At 61.1% G+C, this 16,205-nt stretch carries 19 protein-coding genes; 6 read left to right on the top strand and 13 right to left on the bottom strand.

What is annotated here, in order from left to right; all coding sequences use genetic code 11:
* Nucleotides 1-98: 98 nt before the first annotated feature.
* Both NKI88_RS10365 and NKI88_RS10360 read left to right on the top strand, forming a co-directional pair.
* A complete protein-coding gene (locus NKI88_RS10365) occupies nt 99-1,274 on the top strand; it encodes a zinc-dependent alcohol dehydrogenase (RefSeq protein ID WP_352654966.1) in 1,176 nt (391 codons plus the stop codon).
* Nucleotides 1,275-1,284: 10 nt separating this feature from the next.
* Nucleotides 1,285-1,833, top strand: coding sequence for a hypothetical protein (locus tag NKI88_RS10360; RefSeq protein WP_352654964.1), 549 nt, complete (start codon nt 1,285-1,287; stop codon nt 1,831-1,833).
* Between the two features lie 255 nt (nt 1,834-2,088).
* On the opposite strand, the gene NKI88_RS10355 is transcribed toward NKI88_RS10360, so the two are convergent.
* On the bottom strand, nt 2,089-2,313 hold the full coding sequence (locus tag NKI88_RS10355) for a hypothetical protein (protein ID WP_156931519.1): 225 nt from the start codon (nt 2,311-2,313) through the stop codon (nt 2,089-2,091).
* Between the two features lie 1,137 nt (nt 2,314-3,450).
* Here NKI88_RS10355 and NKI88_RS10350 point away from each other — a divergent pair.
* Nucleotides 3,451-3,708, top strand: coding sequence for a hypothetical protein (locus NKI88_RS10350; RefSeq protein ID WP_245260390.1), 258 nt, complete (start codon nt 3,451-3,453; stop codon nt 3,706-3,708).
* Nucleotides 3,709-3,991: 283 nt separating this feature from the next.
* On the opposite strand, the gene NKI88_RS10345 is transcribed toward NKI88_RS10350, so the two are convergent.
* Nucleotides 3,992-4,411: a hypothetical protein gene (locus tag NKI88_RS10345; protein ID WP_245270154.1), complete on the bottom strand. Its 420-nt coding sequence runs from the start codon at nt 4,409-4,411 to the stop codon at nt 3,992-3,994.
* 459 nt (nt 4,412-4,870) lie between these two features.
* On the opposite strand from NKI88_RS10345, the gene NKI88_RS10340 reads away from it, so the two are divergent.
* Nucleotides 4,871-5,470 carry an EF-hand domain-containing protein gene (locus tag NKI88_RS10340; RefSeq protein WP_352654961.1) on the top strand — a complete coding sequence of 200 codons (600 nt, stop codon included), beginning with the start codon at nt 4,871-4,873 and terminating at the stop codon, nt 5,468-5,470.
* Between the two features lie 199 nt (nt 5,471-5,669).
* Here the strand turns inward: NKI88_RS10340 and NKI88_RS10335 are convergent, their stop codons facing one another.
* Nucleotides 5,670-5,834 (bottom strand): hypothetical protein, encoded by a 165-nt coding sequence (locus NKI88_RS10335; RefSeq protein WP_023667766.1) that lies wholly within the window; start codon nt 5,832-5,834, stop codon nt 5,670-5,672.
* A 1,009-nt stretch (nt 5,835-6,843) separates the two neighbouring features.
* Between NKI88_RS10335 and NKI88_RS10330 the strand changes: the two genes are divergently transcribed.
* Both NKI88_RS10330 and NKI88_RS10325 read left to right on the top strand, forming a co-directional pair.
* A complete protein-coding gene (locus NKI88_RS10330; protein WP_352446590.1) occupies nt 6,844-7,503 on the top strand; it encodes a L,D-transpeptidase in 660 nt (219 codons plus the stop codon).
* A gap of 10 nt (nt 7,504-7,513) precedes the next feature.
* On the top strand, nt 7,514-8,026 hold the full coding sequence (locus NKI88_RS10325) for an OmpA family protein (RefSeq protein ID WP_352446588.1): 513 nt from the start codon (nt 7,514-7,516) through the stop codon (nt 8,024-8,026).
* Nucleotides 8,027-8,331: 305 nt separating this feature from the next.
* Here the strand turns inward: NKI88_RS10325 and NKI88_RS10320 are convergent, their stop codons facing one another.
* The 10 genes from NKI88_RS10320 to NKI88_RS10275 form a co-directional block, all read right to left on the bottom strand.
* On the bottom strand, nt 8,332-9,201 hold the full coding sequence (locus NKI88_RS10320; RefSeq protein WP_023667763.1) for an SDR family oxidoreductase: 870 nt from the start codon (nt 9,199-9,201) through the stop codon (nt 8,332-8,334).
* Between the two features lies 1 nt (nt 9,202).
* On the bottom strand, nt 9,203-9,367 hold the full coding sequence (locus tag NKI88_RS10315) for a hypothetical protein (protein ID WP_023686884.1): 165 nt from the start codon (nt 9,365-9,367) through the stop codon (nt 9,203-9,205).
* 25 nt (nt 9,368-9,392) lie between these two features.
* Complete coding sequence (locus tag NKI88_RS10310) at nt 9,393-11,159, bottom strand: thiamine pyrophosphate-dependent enzyme (protein WP_352654958.1); 1,767 nt, start codon at nt 11,157-11,159, stop codon at nt 9,393-9,395.
* A gap of 9 nt (nt 11,160-11,168) precedes the next feature.
* Nucleotides 11,169-11,312, bottom strand: a complete 144-nt coding sequence (locus tag NKI88_RS10305; protein WP_352654956.1) for a hypothetical protein — start codon at nt 11,310-11,312, stop codon at nt 11,169-11,171.
* Between the two features lie 287 nt (nt 11,313-11,599).
* Nucleotides 11,600-11,779, bottom strand: coding sequence for a hypothetical protein (locus NKI88_RS10300; RefSeq protein ID WP_352538450.1), 180 nt, complete (start codon nt 11,777-11,779; stop codon nt 11,600-11,602).
* Between the two features lie 30 nt (nt 11,780-11,809).
* Nucleotides 11,810-12,055, bottom strand: coding sequence for a hypothetical protein (locus tag NKI88_RS10295; RefSeq protein ID WP_023699894.1), 246 nt, complete (start codon nt 12,053-12,055; stop codon nt 11,810-11,812).
* A 13-nt stretch (nt 12,056-12,068) separates the two neighbouring features.
* The gene (locus NKI88_RS10290; protein WP_023667757.1) at nt 12,069-12,284 is read right to left on the bottom strand and encodes a hypothetical protein; all 216 of its coding nucleotides are present in this window, start codon (nt 12,282-12,284) and stop codon (nt 12,069-12,071) included.
* A 187-nt stretch (nt 12,285-12,471) separates the two neighbouring features.
* A complete protein-coding gene (locus tag NKI88_RS10285; protein WP_352654955.1) occupies nt 12,472-13,599 on the bottom strand; it encodes an NAD(P)/FAD-dependent oxidoreductase in 1,128 nt (375 codons plus the stop codon).
* Between the two features lie 60 nt (nt 13,600-13,659).
* A complete protein-coding gene (locus tag NKI88_RS10280) occupies nt 13,660-15,201 on the bottom strand; it encodes an amino acid ABC transporter permease/ATP-binding protein (protein WP_352654954.1) in 1,542 nt (513 codons plus the stop codon).
* 94 nt (nt 15,202-15,295) lie between these two features.
* Nucleotides 15,296-16,138: an ABC transporter substrate-binding protein gene (locus NKI88_RS10275; RefSeq protein WP_023732310.1), complete on the bottom strand. Its 843-nt coding sequence runs from the start codon at nt 16,136-16,138 to the stop codon at nt 15,296-15,298.
* Between the last annotated feature and the right edge of the window lie 67 nt (nt 16,139-16,205).

The raw sequence follows: 16,205 nt of genomic DNA, 5'->3' as shown, positions 1-16,205 counted from the left end.
TCGACAAGCAGCGGCACAGTCGATCCAACCAGGCATCGGCCCGCTTAGGACAGGCGCGAGGTCCCTACTCACAGATCTTGCGAAAATAGGAGCAAGCTATGCGAGCGTTGGTCTGGCACGGCAAGGAAGACATACGCTGCGATCAGGTTTCGGACCCGGAAATTGAGGATGAACGTGACGCGATCATCAAGGTGACGAGTTGTGCCATATGCGGCTCCGACCTTCACCTCTACCACAACTATGTGCCAGCCATGCTGCCCGGCGACATCATGGGCCACGAGATGATGGGAGAGGTCGTCGAGGTCGGCAAGGGCGTCAACGGCGCTCTGAAGGAGGGAGACCGCATCGTCGTGCCGTTCACCATAATCTGCGGTGAGTGCGACCAGTGCAAGCGACAGAACTTTTCGGTTTGCGAACGCACAAACCGCAAGAAGAATCTCGGTGACAAGGTGTTCGGGCACACCACCGCGGGTCTGTTCGGCTACACTCATTTGACCGGCGGCTATCCCGGGGGACAGGCGGAATACATGCGTGTGCCGTTCGCCGATGCCACGCACGTAAAGGTGCCTGACAGCCTTACCGACGAGCAGGTTCTCTTCCTCGGCGATATTTTTCCTACCGGCTGGCAGGCGGCGGCACAGTGCGACATTGAGCCCACCGATACGGTTGCGGTGTGGGGCTGCGGCCCAGTCGGGCAGATGGCCATACGCAGCGCCCTGCTGCTCGGCGCGAAACAGGTGGTGGCGATCGATTGCCTGCCGGAACGGCTTTCCATGGCCACGGCCGGCGGCGCCATCGCCATCAATTTCGCCGAGGAAAGTGTCGTCGAACGACTGCGGGAACTCACCGGCGGAAAGGGCCCGGAGAAGTGCATCGATTGCGTCGGCATGGAAAGCCACGTCTCGCTGGCCCAGCCCGATACCGTCTACGATCGCGCAAAGCAGTTGATGCTGATGGAAAATGATCGACCGCACGTTTTGCGTGAGATGATCTATGTCTGCCGGCCGGCCGGCGTGATCTCGATCCCCGGCGTCTACAGCGGGCTGGTCGACAAGATTCCGATGGGACAGGCAATGAACAAGGGGCTCACCTTCCGAATGGGGCAGACCCATGTCAACCGTTGGACCGAGGATCTGTTGCGCCGCATCGAAGATGGCCAGATCGACCCATCCTTCGTCATCACCCATACCGTGGGGCTCGAGCAGGGACCGGAGATGTACAAGGTGTTTCGCGACAAGCAGGACAGCTGCATCAAGGTTGTACTGAAACCGTAGGGAAATCGTCATGAACGTGATTGCCAAACTTACCAACATCACCCGATCGCCTGGCGATCCCAAAGTGCTGAAGACTGGGCAGAGTGCGGTCGGGGCCTCCGATGGCCTTGCCCGCAAGCTCGGCTGGTTCAGCATCGCGCTTGGCGTCGCCGAGCTGGTTGGCGCCGAGCGGATTGCCGGCGCGCTCGGCATGCGCGGCAAGGAAGACCTGATCCGCGCTTATGGGGCGCGGGAAATAAGCAGCGGCATACTCTCGCTTTCAGTGGACAAGCAGGCCGGGCTGTGGAGCCGGGTGGCCGGCGACGGCCTGGATATCGCGACGTTGCTGACAGCGTATCGGCATGGCAACCCAAAGCGCGATAATGTGGGCCTTGCGCTTGCCATGGTCGCCGGCATCACATTGCTCGACATCCTCGGTGCGAAAAGCGTGACCGCGCGCCACTCTCGGAGCGGGACCAAGCCACGCGACTACAGCGATCGAAGCGGCTTTCCCGGAGGCACTGCCGCAGCCCGCGACCGTGCCCGCTCGCAGCGCAGCCAGAAGGCCGGCGCAGCCTGATAGAGATTGCGGAACCCTGGCGGCATGCGACCTGGACAGGTGGCATCTCGTCAGGCCCTAACGCCAGAGGTGGTAGCTCTCGGCGAGCCGAGTTTGCTGGAACAGAGTAGACCGTCGCGCGGCCGTTCTCGCCGTCTCCTGGGTCACCGCCGCGCATGGGTTGTGTGGCCGGTGCGTTAAAGGCACGAAGCAAGCAGCGATCCGACCGGCGTCGAGCCTTCCATGTCTCTTGCCTTGGCAAGGTTCCGGCGATCCTCAGGCCGAGCCGCGTTCGGGAAGCTCGGTCTCTTCCGCCACCCCTTTCCGCAGGTCTCGGCGCAAGCGTTCCGCTTCGTCGGAATTATTATCGTCGTCTGTCCGCTCGAGTTCGCGATCGATTGTCTCGCGCGACCCCTCTGCCGGATCCTGTTGCGGAGATGTGTTCGGGCCGGTTTCGATCTTGCCGTCGCCGGGAACGGTGCGGTCGCCAGACTTCGTCATCTTCAGCTTCCCTTTCATCTGTCATCTGCCTCGGCATCTCCGATGGCATGAATTTTGGCCGCTTCCCTGCCGAACCGGATCGTCGACGCTTTGTTCCGGGAAAGCCCCCGCAGGTTCGTGCTGGTCGGCCCCGGGGCATTGGTCGATGCCCTTGCCGGGAAGCATCCTATGCCAACGAGGTCGGCGGCAGCCTCATCGATGTCGTTATCAACATGTGGGCTGTGAAGGCGTTTTCGGCCCGGACACGCGAGCACGCCAGGCTCGCGGCGAGTTTTCGAACCGAAGCAGATGCGCAGCGTAACAGCTGGATGTATACGGAAAAGGCTGCCTCATCCACGACATCGCGCTTCGGGAGGGCCGGCGGCATGCTCGCCTGGGCGGTCCGGCAGCTGGTAGCGAACTGGTCATAGGCCTTTGCAAAGCCGCGTCGATGAAGCGGGTGCGGTAGCGCTGGTCGGTGTAGCGTCGAGGCATCTGTCAATCGGAGACAAGCGCGACCACTTTTGGGACCTCACTGTTTTTTCCACCGGGACTCGACATCTCACTATCATAGTTGATTGTGGCTGCCGGTGACCCTGCGTAATGGATAGCCATTCAAACTCTCCAACAGGAAAACGGTATGTTGTATCCGGGTCGGTTTTTGGGGCCAAGCGAGATTGAGATGCTCGCCCAGGTTTGTCACACGGTCTGCAAAGAGCGCGCCCTACCTCTTGCTTCGCAGAACGGAGAGCGCATAGCTGCGCATATACTCAGGCTGTTTATGAATGGCTTGATTGAGCAGAATGAACTGCTCGATGCTGAGAGGAACTGGGCTCTTCGGCTTGACCGTTCGGTCCAGCAGACGATGTCAACTACGCGCACATGAGAGGCCGCGGGACCCAGTTTGGTTCTTACAGCCGAACACCCGCCGCTATCTGAGATATGTTGCGGGGTTTTCTTCGCCGCGGAGTGATCCGATACAGTGCGCGGAAATCATGGCAATCCTGTTCGCAGTGATTCTATTGAGCGTAATCGCAGTCGCATTCTTGGTCGTCGGAAAGCCGCCAAGGCCAGTTGGGAACAAACCTGACGTTTAAGCGTTTGTAGAGCCCTTCCACCGGGCAACTCACCGAAATGCTTCTTGCCGTGCATGATGCGATGTCGACGGCCGTTTTGGCGGGCAGGAGCGCCAATGCGGAAATAGTAGGCGTGGTCGACCTCACCAACAAAGCTGAGGTCGACATCGGCATCACCAGCTTGGGAAGAGCCATCCAGTTCGTGGCCAACGCCTCGGTGCTTGGATACGACATTCGCGGCGCCATGGTCTTCTATGGCGCGCCCGGTACGCCGAGCCTAAGGGCGAGAGAGTGCGAGCGCTTGTGGGCGCAGTTTGGCGGCGCGCTTCTACAGCCGTAGCTCTATCAGGACGTTCGCCCCGCCCGTTCTTGGTATGAACGCGTACGGAACTGAGGCGCTACCCAGCCGCAGCGGGAATGGCTCAGTGGTAGTTCTATCTGGCGACCGCACTAAGCGGCTTTTCGGTGATGGGCTTTGAGCGGCTGAGCCAGCGTGAGAACGTTCGGCCGCATATCTGCCGGTGCCTGCTTTCATGTGACTGGGCGGGGCTATTGGGGAGCCGGGTTGACCACTGGGCCCTTAGCCGAGGGAAGCACAGTACGGCAACCTCGCTCTTTGCTGGCTAACATCCTTCCGCTCTCAGGGACCGGACCATGCGCACAACAACAGGGTCATACGGTTTCTTTTCGGATTTCCGATAATTCATTGTGAAAAGCGCGGCACGCTGGTTGCAGACCATAATTGCACGGACGTAGCGAATCTCGCCATTCTTGACCCCGGAGTAGCTGGCCCATTTCGGGGCTAGGCGCCGATAGGTCAGTCGCCAACCGGCCTTTTCGTCCTCGATCATGCGATGTTCAATCTCGGCGCGAAAACTTGCTTTGCCCAGTCGCGCGCCCCAAACGACCAGAAACGCGTCTCTTGGGCCCTGAAAAGCCGCGCCCTGCTCCGAATTCTGGGTCAGGACGAAATTCGGAGGAATATCGAAACTAAAGCCAAGCTGTCGGACGCCGAAGGGCTGCCACGCCTCGGCCTGAAGCAACGTGGTCCAAAAGAGAAAAACTGTAAGTCCCAGCAGTAGGCGTCGCATTGCTCTGATTTAGCGCTGGCTAACATCGTGTCCAGACGGACAGAGGTCCGTGACATAAAAATATGCATCATGGCCGCGCAGCATATTGACCTGGGATTCGCGATTAACGGCGTGCGGTCGAAACGGCTTCCGTCCCGCGAAAGCAGAGGACGCAGAGGGAATTGGTGCGTCGGTATGATCGATTGGCAGAAAATTGGCGAGGCCGAATGTCCAACGTTCATTGCCCGCAAAAATGGGCGCCGGCTTCCTCTTGTGCCTAGGGAAGAAGAGCCGAATTATTCCCTGGCGAAGACCCTGATCTACCTCAGACGGGGCATGCCTCAGTAACTTCGCCGTGACCTGATCCCTTCGGGGAACAATCACATCGAGCTCCAGTTTGGCCTTCAAGCGAAAGCACTGATGGAGCATGCCATGAGATTTCCACACAGCAAGACGGCCGCGGCCGCCGTTTTCATTGCCCTGACCTCCCCCGCACTCGCCCAGACAAGCGGAACACCATCACCCTCGACACCTGCACCCGCTCCGGCAACCGAACCGCCGACCGCCGGACAGTTGCCGGATGCGACCGGACAAGCGGATGCACCAACACGCGAAATGATCCGCCAGATGGTTGAGCAAGCTGTCCGGGAGAGAATGCAGCAGGATCGCGGTTCCGAAGAAGGTTTCCGCGAGGAAGATAGTCGCAGCTATCAAGGCGATCGCAACGAGGATGCTGACCGCCACGATGAAGATGGCGACCGTTGGCAGAACCACGGTGGCCGCGATCGTGGACACAGAATGGCTGGACGCTGGCATCATCAGATGATGCGCGGTGCCGGCATGCGACTGATGTTCGGGCTGTTGGACACCGATGGCGACGGATCGGTGTCCGAGGACGAGGTTCAACGCGCGGTGGGCAGGATGTTCAGTAGCATTGACGAGAATGGTGATGGCAAGATCGATGTGAACGAGATCCAGTCCTTCATGCATGGCTCCAGCATGCATGGCACTGATAGCGAGGACACGCCGTAGCTGTCTTAAAAGGGAATGCCCTCCCTCGGACAAAGCGGGCGCGTGGCGGCCGATCCCGAAGCGGTGTCTCTTGGCTGTTAGCCGCCCGGCCAGCACCCTTTAGGCTTGAGCTATTCCCGCAGTCCCGCGAGACGCCAGCCGTGACAAAAAAGGCTTCGCATTGCTGATCGAGGAACGATCGAAGCCGACCAACGCAAGGTCACTCGGGCGCTCGGTCTTCCAGCAGAACGAAGGATGCGGCGATCAAGTCGTCGCCATTGATACGTCCTTGGCTGTCCTCCAACATAGTTGCAACCTTGTGGAAGGCCATCATTTCACCCGCGTCAATCTGCGCTTCACGCATCTTGGCTGTGAGATCAGCCACGCGATTTCCTAACGAATGTGATTTTGCAGTCTCGCAATTCGACATGATTAGTCATCCTTTGCCTTGGGGTTTCACGCTGCCGAACGCAATGCTTCAGCGGATGTTCCGAATTTGGCATCAGTCTTATGGGATAGGACTTACGTCTGATTGCGGTTGGAAGAAGCCCGAACGGCGGAACACGCAGCCGGACGCCGAATTGGAAACCCACCGTCGATCGAAGTCCCTTGTCGCCGGTTGAGATCCCGCCATCTTCACTGTCGAGAGGGTGGCGGGATCGCCTGCCGAGGAGCGAGCACATATGAGGGTAATAGTATTCGCAGATGTACTCACGGCCATCCTGCTCGCTTCTTTTGTCTGCGCATGTTCATTCTTTTCGGGAAACCCCATCTCTCCAACAACACGCAACACCGCGGCTACCCATGATGATGCGATGACAACTGCATCAACAAGCAAGGCGTCTTCGCCTAAGGTGCGATTGCCGGGGGCTTTCGACTTGAAGGTCGTCCAACGGGTCCCGGTGGTCAGGCGGTGGCGTTCAGCAGGAGCTAGGTAGACTCATCGCGAAAATCCCGCAGCGAGGCATGTCGCAAGTCCTCCTCGTCGCGTGCGGAGACCGAGCGCGGAAACCGCCTGGTTCGTTGTAACAGGCATGCGAAGATGAGTGTCGGCGCATGGACGCGGAAAAACCCGCCAGCGTGAGCCAGCGGGCCTTGTGATGGGATGGCCCGCGCGTGCGGTCAAGGCTGCGCGGGCCGACCATGATGAATGAGGGGACATCTTGGTCACCGGCACGACCGATGAAGAACGAGCCGGGTGTGACAAAACACCCTTGGAGCGAGGATGTTCCCGTCCGCACAAAAAAGCCCGCCGGCGTGAGCCGGCGGGCAATCGCTACTTTGCCGTCAAGCGGACAGACCGCTTGCGGCCCACCCACTGCAGCATTTTTCCACTTTGAGCCGAAATCATTCTCAACTATGGTTCGCCAGGCTTAAGGCATGGGGGATTGCCGATGGTTTTATCACGCAGGGGTGTCGTGCTCGGCGGTCTGGCGCTGGTCGCGGTCGGTGGAACCAGCAATATTGTTCAAGCCGCGGGGGCAAAATCCTTTTTCGCCGGTACCGCCAGCGATAACGATTTCGTCTATCGCAAGACCAACTTCGCCAAGATCGACAAGAGATGGCATCGCCAGATCGTCAAGTATTTCAGCAGCGAGCCGGTCGGCACCGTCGTGGTCGATACCCGCCACCACTTCCTCTACCTCATCATGGAAAACAAGACTGCCATCCGCTACGGCGTCGGCGTCGGTAAGGAAGGCTTCAAATGGTACGGCCGCGCGACGATCGATCGCCGCGCGCTGTGGCCGCAATGGGTCCCACCGCCAGAAATGCGCAAGCGCAAGCCGGACCTGCCGCCCATGGTCGCAGGCGGCGCGTCCAACAATCCGCTCGGGCCGCGCGCGCTCTATCTGTACCGCGACGGCGCCGACATCGGCTACCGCCTGCATGGCACGCTCGAGCCGTGGAGCATCGGCACCGACGCTTCCAGCGGCTGCATCCGCATGTTCCCCGAAGACATCATCGACCTCTACCAGCGGTGCCCGATCGGCACCGCGGTGGAGGTCCTGCCGCACATCGCCGACCAGGCGCCCGCTTCCACCACTGTCGAATGATTGGCGCATCATGAACCGCATGATTGAAAACACGCGCCGGCTGCTCGCCGCCGGCCTGCTGGTTCTGACCGCATCCTGCTCGACCAGCAACACGCTGGCCCCGTCGACGCCTGACGTCACCAACGCCGAGATTGCCGGCTTCCAGAACGTGCAGCCGGGCAGCGAGGAGGATTTTATCCTCAATGTCGGCCGCCGCACCTACTTCACGAAAGGTTCGGCCGCGCTCGATTCTGTCGCCAAGGCCACCCTCGACACCCAGATCGCCTGGTTGACAAAGCATCCGCGCTGGCTGCTCAAGCTGCAGGGTTTCGCCGACGATCCCGGCGCAAGCGAAACGGCGCTGTCACAGCAGCGCGCCGATGCGGTGATGGACTACCTCGCCGCCGGCGGCATAGACCGGAACCGCATGTGGGCCAAGGGCTACGGCAAGGACAGGCTCGTCCGCGACTGCCCCGACTCCGCCTGCAGGTCGCAGAACCGCCGCGTTGTGTCTAATTTGCGCGATGAGAGGGACGAGTCGTAGAGGCTGCTGTTTTGCTGGTCGCCAAATCAGTCTCACAACGCGACGGCGGCATGGCTGCAATGCGCCTATCGGGGACATTCACCCAGCGTTTGCCCCTCCCCGAAAGCTGACGCTCCGGTGAACCCGGAATGAAGTCAGCCTCGCGTCTACCAACCTCCGGTTCAGGGTCTGGTGGGTGGCTTCGGCATGCGCCTCGACCAGTTTGCGGACGTGGCGGTTGTCCGCGATCCTGATCGCGCATGAGCCTCGCCAGATGTCAGTGTGCTACCGGGAGTGGGCGCCGTGGAGCTGGCAGGTACGCTCGCTCAAAGCATCGGCCGTCCACCGGTGACCTCGTAGAGTGCGCCGGTGGTGTAGCTCGACCCTTCCGAGGCAAGCAGCACATAGGTCGCTGCAAGCTCTGCTGGTTGCCCGGGACGCTTGAGCGGTGTGTTCTTCCCGAACTCCTTGACCTTCTCAGAGGGCATTGTCGACGGGATCAGCGGCGTCCAAATCGGCCCGGGAGCGACCGCGTTTACCCGAATGCCGCGTTCAGCTACCAGTCCTGCAAGTCCGGCGGTGAAGTTGGCGATCGCTCCTTTGGTAGTGGCGTAGGCAAGCAGTGCCGGCGAGGGACTGGTCGCGTTGATTGAGGATGTGTTGATGATGGTCGAGCCGGGTTCCATGTGCTTCACTGCTTCCTGAGACAGATAGAACATCGCATAGACATTGGTGCGAAAGGTGAGATCCCATTCCTCCGCGCTGATGTCCTCCAGCTTCTCGAACGACGCCTGGTGGGCTGCATTGTTGACGAGGATGTCCAGGCGCCCGCATTCATCGATAGCTCGCTGCACAAGCGACCGCGCGAAGATTTCGTCCGAGATGTCGCCGGGTGCGAGCACCGCCTTGCGCCCCGCTTCCTCGACCAAGCGCGCCGTCTCCTGCGCATCTTCGTCCTCTTCAAGATAGGAGATCATGACGTCGGCGCCTTCGCGTGCAAACGCGATAGCCACCGCCCGGCCGATGCCCGAGTCCGCGCCGGTGATCAGCGCGACGCGGTCCGTCAGCTTACCGCTGCCGCGATAGCTCTCCTCTCCGTGGTCGGGCCGTGGATCCATTTCGTCGGTGTAGCCGGGCATGTCCTGCTGCTGTTCGGGAAGCGGCGGCCGAGGATATTTCTGCTGGGCATCCTGCATGTCAGCTCCTTTTTTGGCTGGAGTTGCGGTTGTGTCGATCCGGTTCCGTGATCGGTCCCTTGGCGGCTTTCGAGCCACCGCCCCATTCCTCGGACTCGCACGCTTGGTCGCCGCCCATGAGGTCCGGCGAACCGCGATTTGCGGTGCCGCTGTCCGTCTTCTTCAACTCGTGCTCCTTCTTGCGTGGCTCGTCATTCTTTCTCGCCAGCGGTAATCATCGACCTCAGCGGCTCTTGCGCCACATTCGCCTCGATTTCCGCGCGTCCGGGGGTATCCGGTAGCGCCTTGCGGAAATTTTTCGCATAATCCGGCGGCATCTTCGGTGGCATCATCGGTTCGTACGGGTCGACCACGGCCTCGATGACCACCGGACCCTCAGCAGCCAGGGCAGCGTCGAGAACGCCTTCCACCTCCTCGGCGCGAGAGACGCTGTAGCCAATGCCGCCCATGGCTTCGGCGGCCATGGCGAAGTCGATGGGCTGGAGTTCGCAGGCGAATTGCGGGTTACCGAGGAACATCATCTGCTCCCAGGCGATCTGATTGAGCATGCCGTTCTTGAGCACGAGCACCTTGAGTGGGACCCGGTACCGAACTGCCGTCGAGAACTCGCCGAGTTGCATCGCGAGACCGCCGTCGCCGACGACCGCGAAGACCGGCCGGCCGGGAAAGGCCAGGCCTGCGGCGATCGCATAGGGCAGTCCGCATGCCATCGAGGCCAGCGCGCCCGAGACGCCGAAGGCCTGCCCGTCACGCAGCTCGATATGGCGGGCCGCCATCTCGGTGTTCTGGCCGGAATCGGCAACCAGGATCGCATCATCGGGCAATCGTTTCCCAAATGCGCGTGTAACCACCTGGGGCTTGAGCGAAGTGGCGGCCTTTTGCTCCGACTGCGCCATCATCTCGCGCCAGCGTCGCATGCCCGCCTGCGCCTTCTCGAGGAAGCTGCGATCATCCTTGCGCTTCAGGCGCTTGTTCAGCAATCGCAGCGTCACGGCGGCATCGCCGGCAAGGCCGGCCTCAATGGGATAGCGCAGGCCGATGCGCTGCGGGTCGCGCTCGATCTGCACCCCGCGCGCCTGTCCCGGCTTCGGGTAGTATTCGATGTAGGGAAAGGTCGAGCCGACGACGAGCAGCGCGTCACATTCCTCCATGATTTCCTGCGACGGCAGCGTGCCGAGAATCCCGATGCCGCCAGTCGTCAGCGGGTGATCGTCGGGCAAGGCAGCCTTACCGAGCAAGGCCTTTGCGACGGGGGCGCCAAGCAGCTCCGCCGTCTCTTCCAACTCGGGCCTGGCACCAAGCGCGCCCCGACCGGCGAGGATCGCGACCTTCGTCGCCCCGTTCAGGATCTCGGCGGCTTTCGCAAGTTGTTCTTCGTCGGGAAGCCTGCTTCCTTCGAACCAACGATCCGGCGTATGCGACGGTTTGTTGCGCTTCGAGCGCTTGGCTTGGTCGAGCGTGTGCTCCTGCACATCGCTGGCGATCGACAGATGCGCAACGCCGCGACGTGCCAGCGCCGACCTGCAGGCGAGACCGGCCAGGCTTTCCATATGCGCCGCGTCGGAGACCTGCGCGTTGAAGACGGCGACATCGCTGAAGACGCGCGTCAAGTCGACATCCTGCTGGGTGAAGGTCTCGATGAGGTCGTGGAACTGCATGCCGGTAATGGCGAGCACCGGCGCTTGGTCGAGCTTGGCATCGTAGAGTCCCGTCAGGAGGTGTGTGCCGCCAGGGCCGGAAGTTGCGAGGCAGACACCGAGCTTGCCTGTCCATTTTGAGTAGGCGCACGCCATGAACGCCGCGGATTCCTCGTGCCGCACCTGAATGAAGCGGATACGGTCCTGCCGCCTGCGCAGCGCCTCCATGATGCCATTGATGCCGTCGCCCGGCAGGCCAAAGATGATATCGACGTTCCAGTCGATCAGCGTCTCGATGAGGATGTCCGCGGCGGTCGGCATGTCTCAGTCCTACCGCGATGCGGATCCCGCCGCCTGGCTGCTCTTGTTCGCGGTCTTGTCAGTCTTACGCTGGTCCTTGTCGCCGCCGCGATTGCCGCCAAGCAAGTCGTCGGTAGACTGAGCGGTCTTGCCGTCTTCCAAATTAGTGGCCATGCGCAAAGCTCCCTTCATCCGGCCTGCCTAACCACAAAGTCGGTGAGATGTTCCGTGCCCGAAGGCAATGCCGCCTACTCAGGTGCCCAAGGGAAACGTGTCAGGTATTACCACTCGATGAGGCGTGTTCGGCAGTCAGCGGCTGAACAGGCGAGGTGCGATCGAACCAGACGAAGGCATCGAACTGTTGCGAGGCCGAGGATTGCACGTAGTGGCCGAGGCTGCCTGATCGCCAAAAGCGCTCGCGGCAGAGCTGGCCGATGTTCAGGTCGCGTCTTCGCAGGTCCCTATAGCCAGAGCGCAACGCCGCCCGGACCGTCCCCATAGGCGAACTCCTCGCACCCCTCGTCGACGATTTCTCGCGCGGGATTCCGCCTCAGTGGCGAAAGGACTCGTTCGTCGCGCACACCGCGGCGGGCGATGTGCGCCTCGACCATGCGGTGCCTGGCGTGCCGGTAGTCTGGCATGGCTCCTCGATAGCCTTAAAGACGACAGGCTTAGTCGTCCTGCCTGCGCTTGTGGTGCTCGCTCTCCTGGTTTTCGCCGCGGATCATCTGGCGATCATCCTTGTCGGTCAATTCCACGCCCTCGTCGCGCAGATTGGCGCCGCCTTGCCGCGCCTCGCGCTCCTGCTTGGTTCTCTTCAGCTCATCCTCGGCATTGAAATCGTCGCCGGCATTGCTGGTGTTCTCGCGCTTTTCGATGATGCGCAGCTGCTGCTCGTGGGTCTTCCGGCCGGCCATGGCAAGGTGCCTCCTACTTGTTCGTGCGTCCGGTCTGGTCAGGGTTGATGCCGCCCTGAGGCGTGACATCGTTCTCGACATCGCCTTCGAACGTATTGTCCCCATCGAGAGCATCGTTCTCGTCGAGCATATCGCCGCCCTTGACCGCGCCCTTCGAGGTGCCGATTCCCGGGTTGTCTCGCAGATCCTTGTCCGTGGGCTGTTTAGTCTTGGGGTGTTGGTTGGTCATGGAATTTCTCAGCGCTGGTTGAGCTTGGACGAACGACGGTCCTGGCGCTGTCCAACTTCAACGTGGAGAAAATGTTCCGGAACATATTCGCTTGTCAGGTGCGCGTAAGCGGCCAGGCGGCCGCCGTCTCGGCTAGCGAAACTCCAGGCATGCCACATTACATCCCATTCCGAGGCGAATTGGCGGGCTAAAGTGAAAATCGAGACGGTCGAAAGCTTGCAAGGAGTGGGTGCTCTGTTCCGGTGGCGATCTCGGTTGCAAGCAGTTCGCCGGCAATCAAGCCAAGTGTTGCGCCGCTGTGGCTGAAGGCGACGTAATACCCCTCGATCTCCCGCAACTGGCCGAAGACCGGCTCGCCGTCTCCGGGGATCGGCTTGGGCCCGACACCGTAGCTCTCCAATTCCAATTTCGGATGACCGTCGAGAACATTCGACGCTTCGTCGAGAAGCCCCTGGATGGTCGATGCTTTTACGCGATAAGTCCCGTCCGGATTGACTACCACCTCTTCTTCCGACCAGGCAGAATCGAGCGCGAGGGCGCCATCAGGCGTCGGCCGGATGGCGACGCGCGGCGTGTTGAGCACGGCGCGTAGAGGCAAGTCGACTGGCTTGGTCCTGACCAGCAGCGCGATTGGTGTCCCATCGGCAATACGCTGACCGGCCACGGCGACCATTCGCGGCACATCCGCACCGGTCGCCAGAAGCACCGCGTTGGCGGCGAAGCTGATCCCGCTGGTGGTGGTGACGCCGGTGGCGCGGCCGTTGGCGACGGTGACGGTAGCGCTTCCGGCCTCGGTGACCACCTGGCCGCCCCGCTCCACGAATTCCGCGATCAATATTTCGATCAGCGACGGCAGGTCGACCCAGCCCTCGCCCGCGTTGAAGATCGCGCCTTGAGGCGTGACAGCGCTTGCGCAGACACCCGGCGTGACCAACCTTATGGCGTCCGCGGACAGATGCTGCGCATCATAGCCGAGACGTTTTTCGTGAGCGAAGACATCGGCGATCTCGTTTGAGGCATCGTCCGCATCCCACGTCAGGCCACCGTCGAAACGCAGCCAGGCGGCATCCGGGTATCGCGCCGACAAACTACGGTAGCGGTCGATACCGATCATGCGCAGGCGATGATATTCAGCCGAGCGCCTGCGCGCCGAATTGATCCAGGCGAGCGAGCGGCCGGAAGCTCCCTTGGCGAGCGGTCCATCATTGACCAGCACGGTCTTGATGCCGAGCCTTGCAAGATGAACGGCCGAGGAGACGCCAAAAATGCCGCCGCCGACGACAACGACCTTGGAAACCTGATGTGATGTAGCCATGAGATATCTTTCACTGGTGGAGGTTGGTTTGGGCGGCCGTCTTGAAGGGCTCATGCGTGATCAAAGCACTTCGGCAAGGAAGTGCTTTAGACGCGGGCTATTCGGCGTGTCGAAAATCGCTGCAGGCGTGCCGGCCTCGATGATGCGGCCTTCATCCATGAAGACGACCTGATCGGCGACCTTGCGGGCGAAGCCCATTTCATGCGTCACCACGACCATTGTCATGCCGCGCCGGCCGAGATCCGCCATGAGGTTGAGCACGCCTTTCACCAGTTCGGGATCGAGTGCGCTTGTTACCTCATCGAACAAGATGACCTCCGGGTCCATCGCCAATGCACGAGCGATTGCCACACGCTGCTGCTGGCCACCGGAAAGGCTCCCTGGACGATGGTGTTTGCGGGTCGCAAGCCCGACGTCGGCAAGGCGCGCCTCGGCGATGCGCTCAGCTTCCTGTACAGGGAGCCCCTTTACCTTGGTCAGCGACAGCATGACGTTTTCGAGCGCGGTGTGGTCGGGAAACAGATTGAACTGCTGGAAAACCATGCCGACACGCCGGCGCAGTTTTTCAGGCTTCATCGCCAGGATGCTCGCACCATCGAGCAACACCTCACCGCCCTTGGGCTCGACCAGGCGGTTGAGGCAGCGCAGCAGGGTCGACTTGCCCGAACCTGATGGGCCGATCACGCATGTGACCGTGCCAGGCTTGACTGCCAGGCTGACGCCTTTGAGAACATCGAGGTCGCCATAGGCCATGTCGAGATCGGTGATGGCGAGACTGCCGCCCTTGAAGCGGGGCAGCGCTGAGCGGGCATCAGAGCCGGCCTCCGAAGGTGCACTGCCGGTGGCGCCCTCCAGTTCGCTCACTTCGGCCAGGCCGCTGATGACGAGGCCGGCCTTTTGCTTTCCGACCCGCAGCGAGTTGTCGATATAGTTGACCACATGGGTCAACGGCACGGTGATGATGAGATAGAACACGCCGGCCAGAAGCAATGGCGAGAGGTTTCCGGTGACCACTGCCTGGTCCTGACCGACACGGAAAATCTCGCGCTCCGAGGCGAGCAGACCGAGGAAGTAGACAAGGCTTGAATCCTTGACGTTGCCGATGAACTGGTTGACGAGGGCCGGCAAGACGCGGCGGATGCCTTGCGGTATCACGATCAGGCGCATGCCTTGGCCGTAGCTCATGCTGAGCGCCCTGCAGGCCTCCATCTGCCCGCGCTCGACGCTCTGGATGCCCGAGCGGAATATTTCGCCGATATAGGCGCCGGCGATCAGGCTCAGCGCAAGAATGCCGAGCGGAAAGGGCGAAGGGCCGAAGATTTCACGGCCGATGCGGGCAAAGCCCTGGCCTATCAGCAGGATGGTGACGATCGCCGGCAGCCCACGGAATATATCCGTGTAGACCCGCGCCGGAATGCGCAGCCAGCGCGATTGCGAGATGCCCATGACCGCCAGGATCATGCCGAGGATGACACCCAGTACCGTCGACGCGGCGGCGAGGATCAAGGTGTTCTTCAATCCGATGGTGATCATGCTGGGCAGCACGTCCGCCATTGCGTGCCAGTCGAGGAAACTGCGCCGCAGGTTTTCGAGCCAGTTCATTCGCCCCCCTTTTGGTTGCGCTATTTACATCGTCCGCATCAAGGACGGAGGCGTAATCCGGCCGCCGGCATGAAAGCCAGCGGCCGGGTACGGTCTACTTCTTGGGAAGATACTGGTCGGGCATCGGCGAGCCGGGGAACCACTTTTCATAAAGCGTCTTCCAGGTGCCGTCCTGCATGGCCGCGTGAAGGGCGGTGTTCAGCGCATTGCGGAGCTTGTCGTTGCCCTTGCGCAGGACAAAGCCGGCCGGCGCGTCAAAGGAAGGAATATTGACCGCGATCTTCAGGTTCGGGTAGCGAAGGCCATAGTCCTTGGCGGCCTCGTAATCGAGGAAGTGGGCATCCACGGTTCCGTTGTTAAGCGCCGAAACGGCGGAGTTGTTGTCGGGGAATTTGACGAGATCGGTTCCGACAAAATTCTTCGCCGCGTAGATTTCCTGGAGCGTGCCTTGTACGACGCCGAGACGTTTGCCCTTGAGCCCGTCCGCCGCCGTGATCGCCTTGTCGGCGGTAAGCACGGAGAGATAGCCTGCGATATACCCGTCGGAAAAGTCGACGGTCTTCTTGCGTGCTTCCGTCGTGCCGATTGCCGCGACCGCGACATCGAAGCGCTCGTTTGCAACCGAAGGCATCAGCGCCGAGAATTCCTGGCCGGTGAAGATCACCTGGTCGGGCTTGAAGCCAAGGCGGCTCGCGACGTTGCGGAACAATTCGATGTCGAAGCCGGTGAACGACCCATCGGCCTGGGTGAAAGCGTAGGGTTTGGCATCGCCCATGGTTCCGACGCTAATGACCTTCGCATCAATAAGGCCATAGGGATTGTCATCCGCGGCGGCCGCTCCTGAAACCAGCCCGGCGCCGAGGCACATCGCCATAAGAGCCATTGCGCCGGTTCTGACCGGGCACATCAACGACTTGAGAATTTCTTTGCTGCTCATGTCTTTCTCCACTCTGAAGGTCTGTTCTTCTTGGTATTTCCGTCGAGCCGCCATCTGGCGCCCCGAC

Source organism: Mesorhizobium sp. M0317, assembly GCF_040321555.1.
Lineage (GTDB): Bacteria > Pseudomonadota > Alphaproteobacteria > Rhizobiales > Rhizobiaceae > Mesorhizobium.
This window is presented reverse-complemented; position numbering and strand designations above follow the sequence as displayed.

Bases quoted from the DNA above. Each gene is read 5' to 3' on its own strand.
- NKI88_RS10295 (WP_023699894.1), bottom strand. From the start codon at position 12,055: ATGGCCGGCCGGAAGACCCACGAGCAGCAGCTGCGCATCATCGAAAAG.
- NKI88_RS10285 (WP_352654955.1), bottom strand. From the start codon at position 13,599: ATGGCTACATCACATCAGGTTTCCAAGGTCGTTGTCGTCGGCGGCGGC.
- NKI88_RS10320 (WP_023667763.1), bottom strand. From the start codon at position 9,201: ATGCAGGATGCCCAGCAGAAATATCCTCGGCCGCCGCTTCCCGAACAG.
- NKI88_RS10300 (WP_352538450.1), bottom strand. From the start codon at position 11,779: ATGCCAGACTACCGGCACGCCAGGCACCGCATGGTCGAGGCGCACATC.
- NKI88_RS10305 (WP_352654956.1), bottom strand. From the start codon at position 11,312: ATGGCCACTAATTTGGAAGACGGCAAGACCGCTCAGTCTACCGACGAC.
- NKI88_RS10355 (WP_156931519.1), bottom strand. From the start codon at position 2,313: ATGACGAAGTCTGGCGACCGCACCGTTCCCGGCGACGGCAAGATCGAA.
- NKI88_RS10350 (WP_245260390.1), top strand. From the start codon at position 3,451: ATGTCGACGGCCGTTTTGGCGGGCAGGAGCGCCAATGCGGAAATAGTA.
- NKI88_RS10280 (WP_352654954.1), bottom strand. From the start codon at position 15,201: ATGAACTGGCTCGAAAACCTGCGGCGCAGTTTCCTCGACTGGCACGCA.
- NKI88_RS10340 (WP_352654961.1), top strand. From the start codon at position 4,871: ATGAGATTTCCACACAGCAAGACGGCCGCGGCCGCCGTTTTCATTGCC.
- NKI88_RS10325 (WP_352446588.1), top strand. From the start codon at position 7,514: ATGAACCGCATGATTGAAAACACGCGCCGGCTGCTCGCCGCCGGCCTG.
- NKI88_RS10365 (WP_352654966.1), top strand. From the start codon at position 99: ATGCGAGCGTTGGTCTGGCACGGCAAGGAAGACATACGCTGCGATCAG.
- NKI88_RS10275 (WP_023732310.1), bottom strand. From the start codon at position 16,138: ATGAGCAGCAAAGAAATTCTCAAGTCGTTGATGTGCCCGGTCAGAACC.
- NKI88_RS10290 (WP_023667757.1), bottom strand. From the start codon at position 12,284: ATGACCAACCAACACCCCAAGACTAAACAGCCCACGGACAAGGATCTG.
- NKI88_RS10330 (WP_352446590.1), top strand. From the start codon at position 6,844: ATGGTTTTATCACGCAGGGGTGTCGTGCTCGGCGGTCTGGCGCTGGTC.
- NKI88_RS10360 (WP_352654964.1), top strand. From the start codon at position 1,285: ATGAACGTGATTGCCAAACTTACCAACATCACCCGATCGCCTGGCGAT.
- NKI88_RS10310 (WP_352654958.1), bottom strand. From the start codon at position 11,159: ATGCCGACCGCCGCGGACATCCTCATCGAGACGCTGATCGACTGGAAC.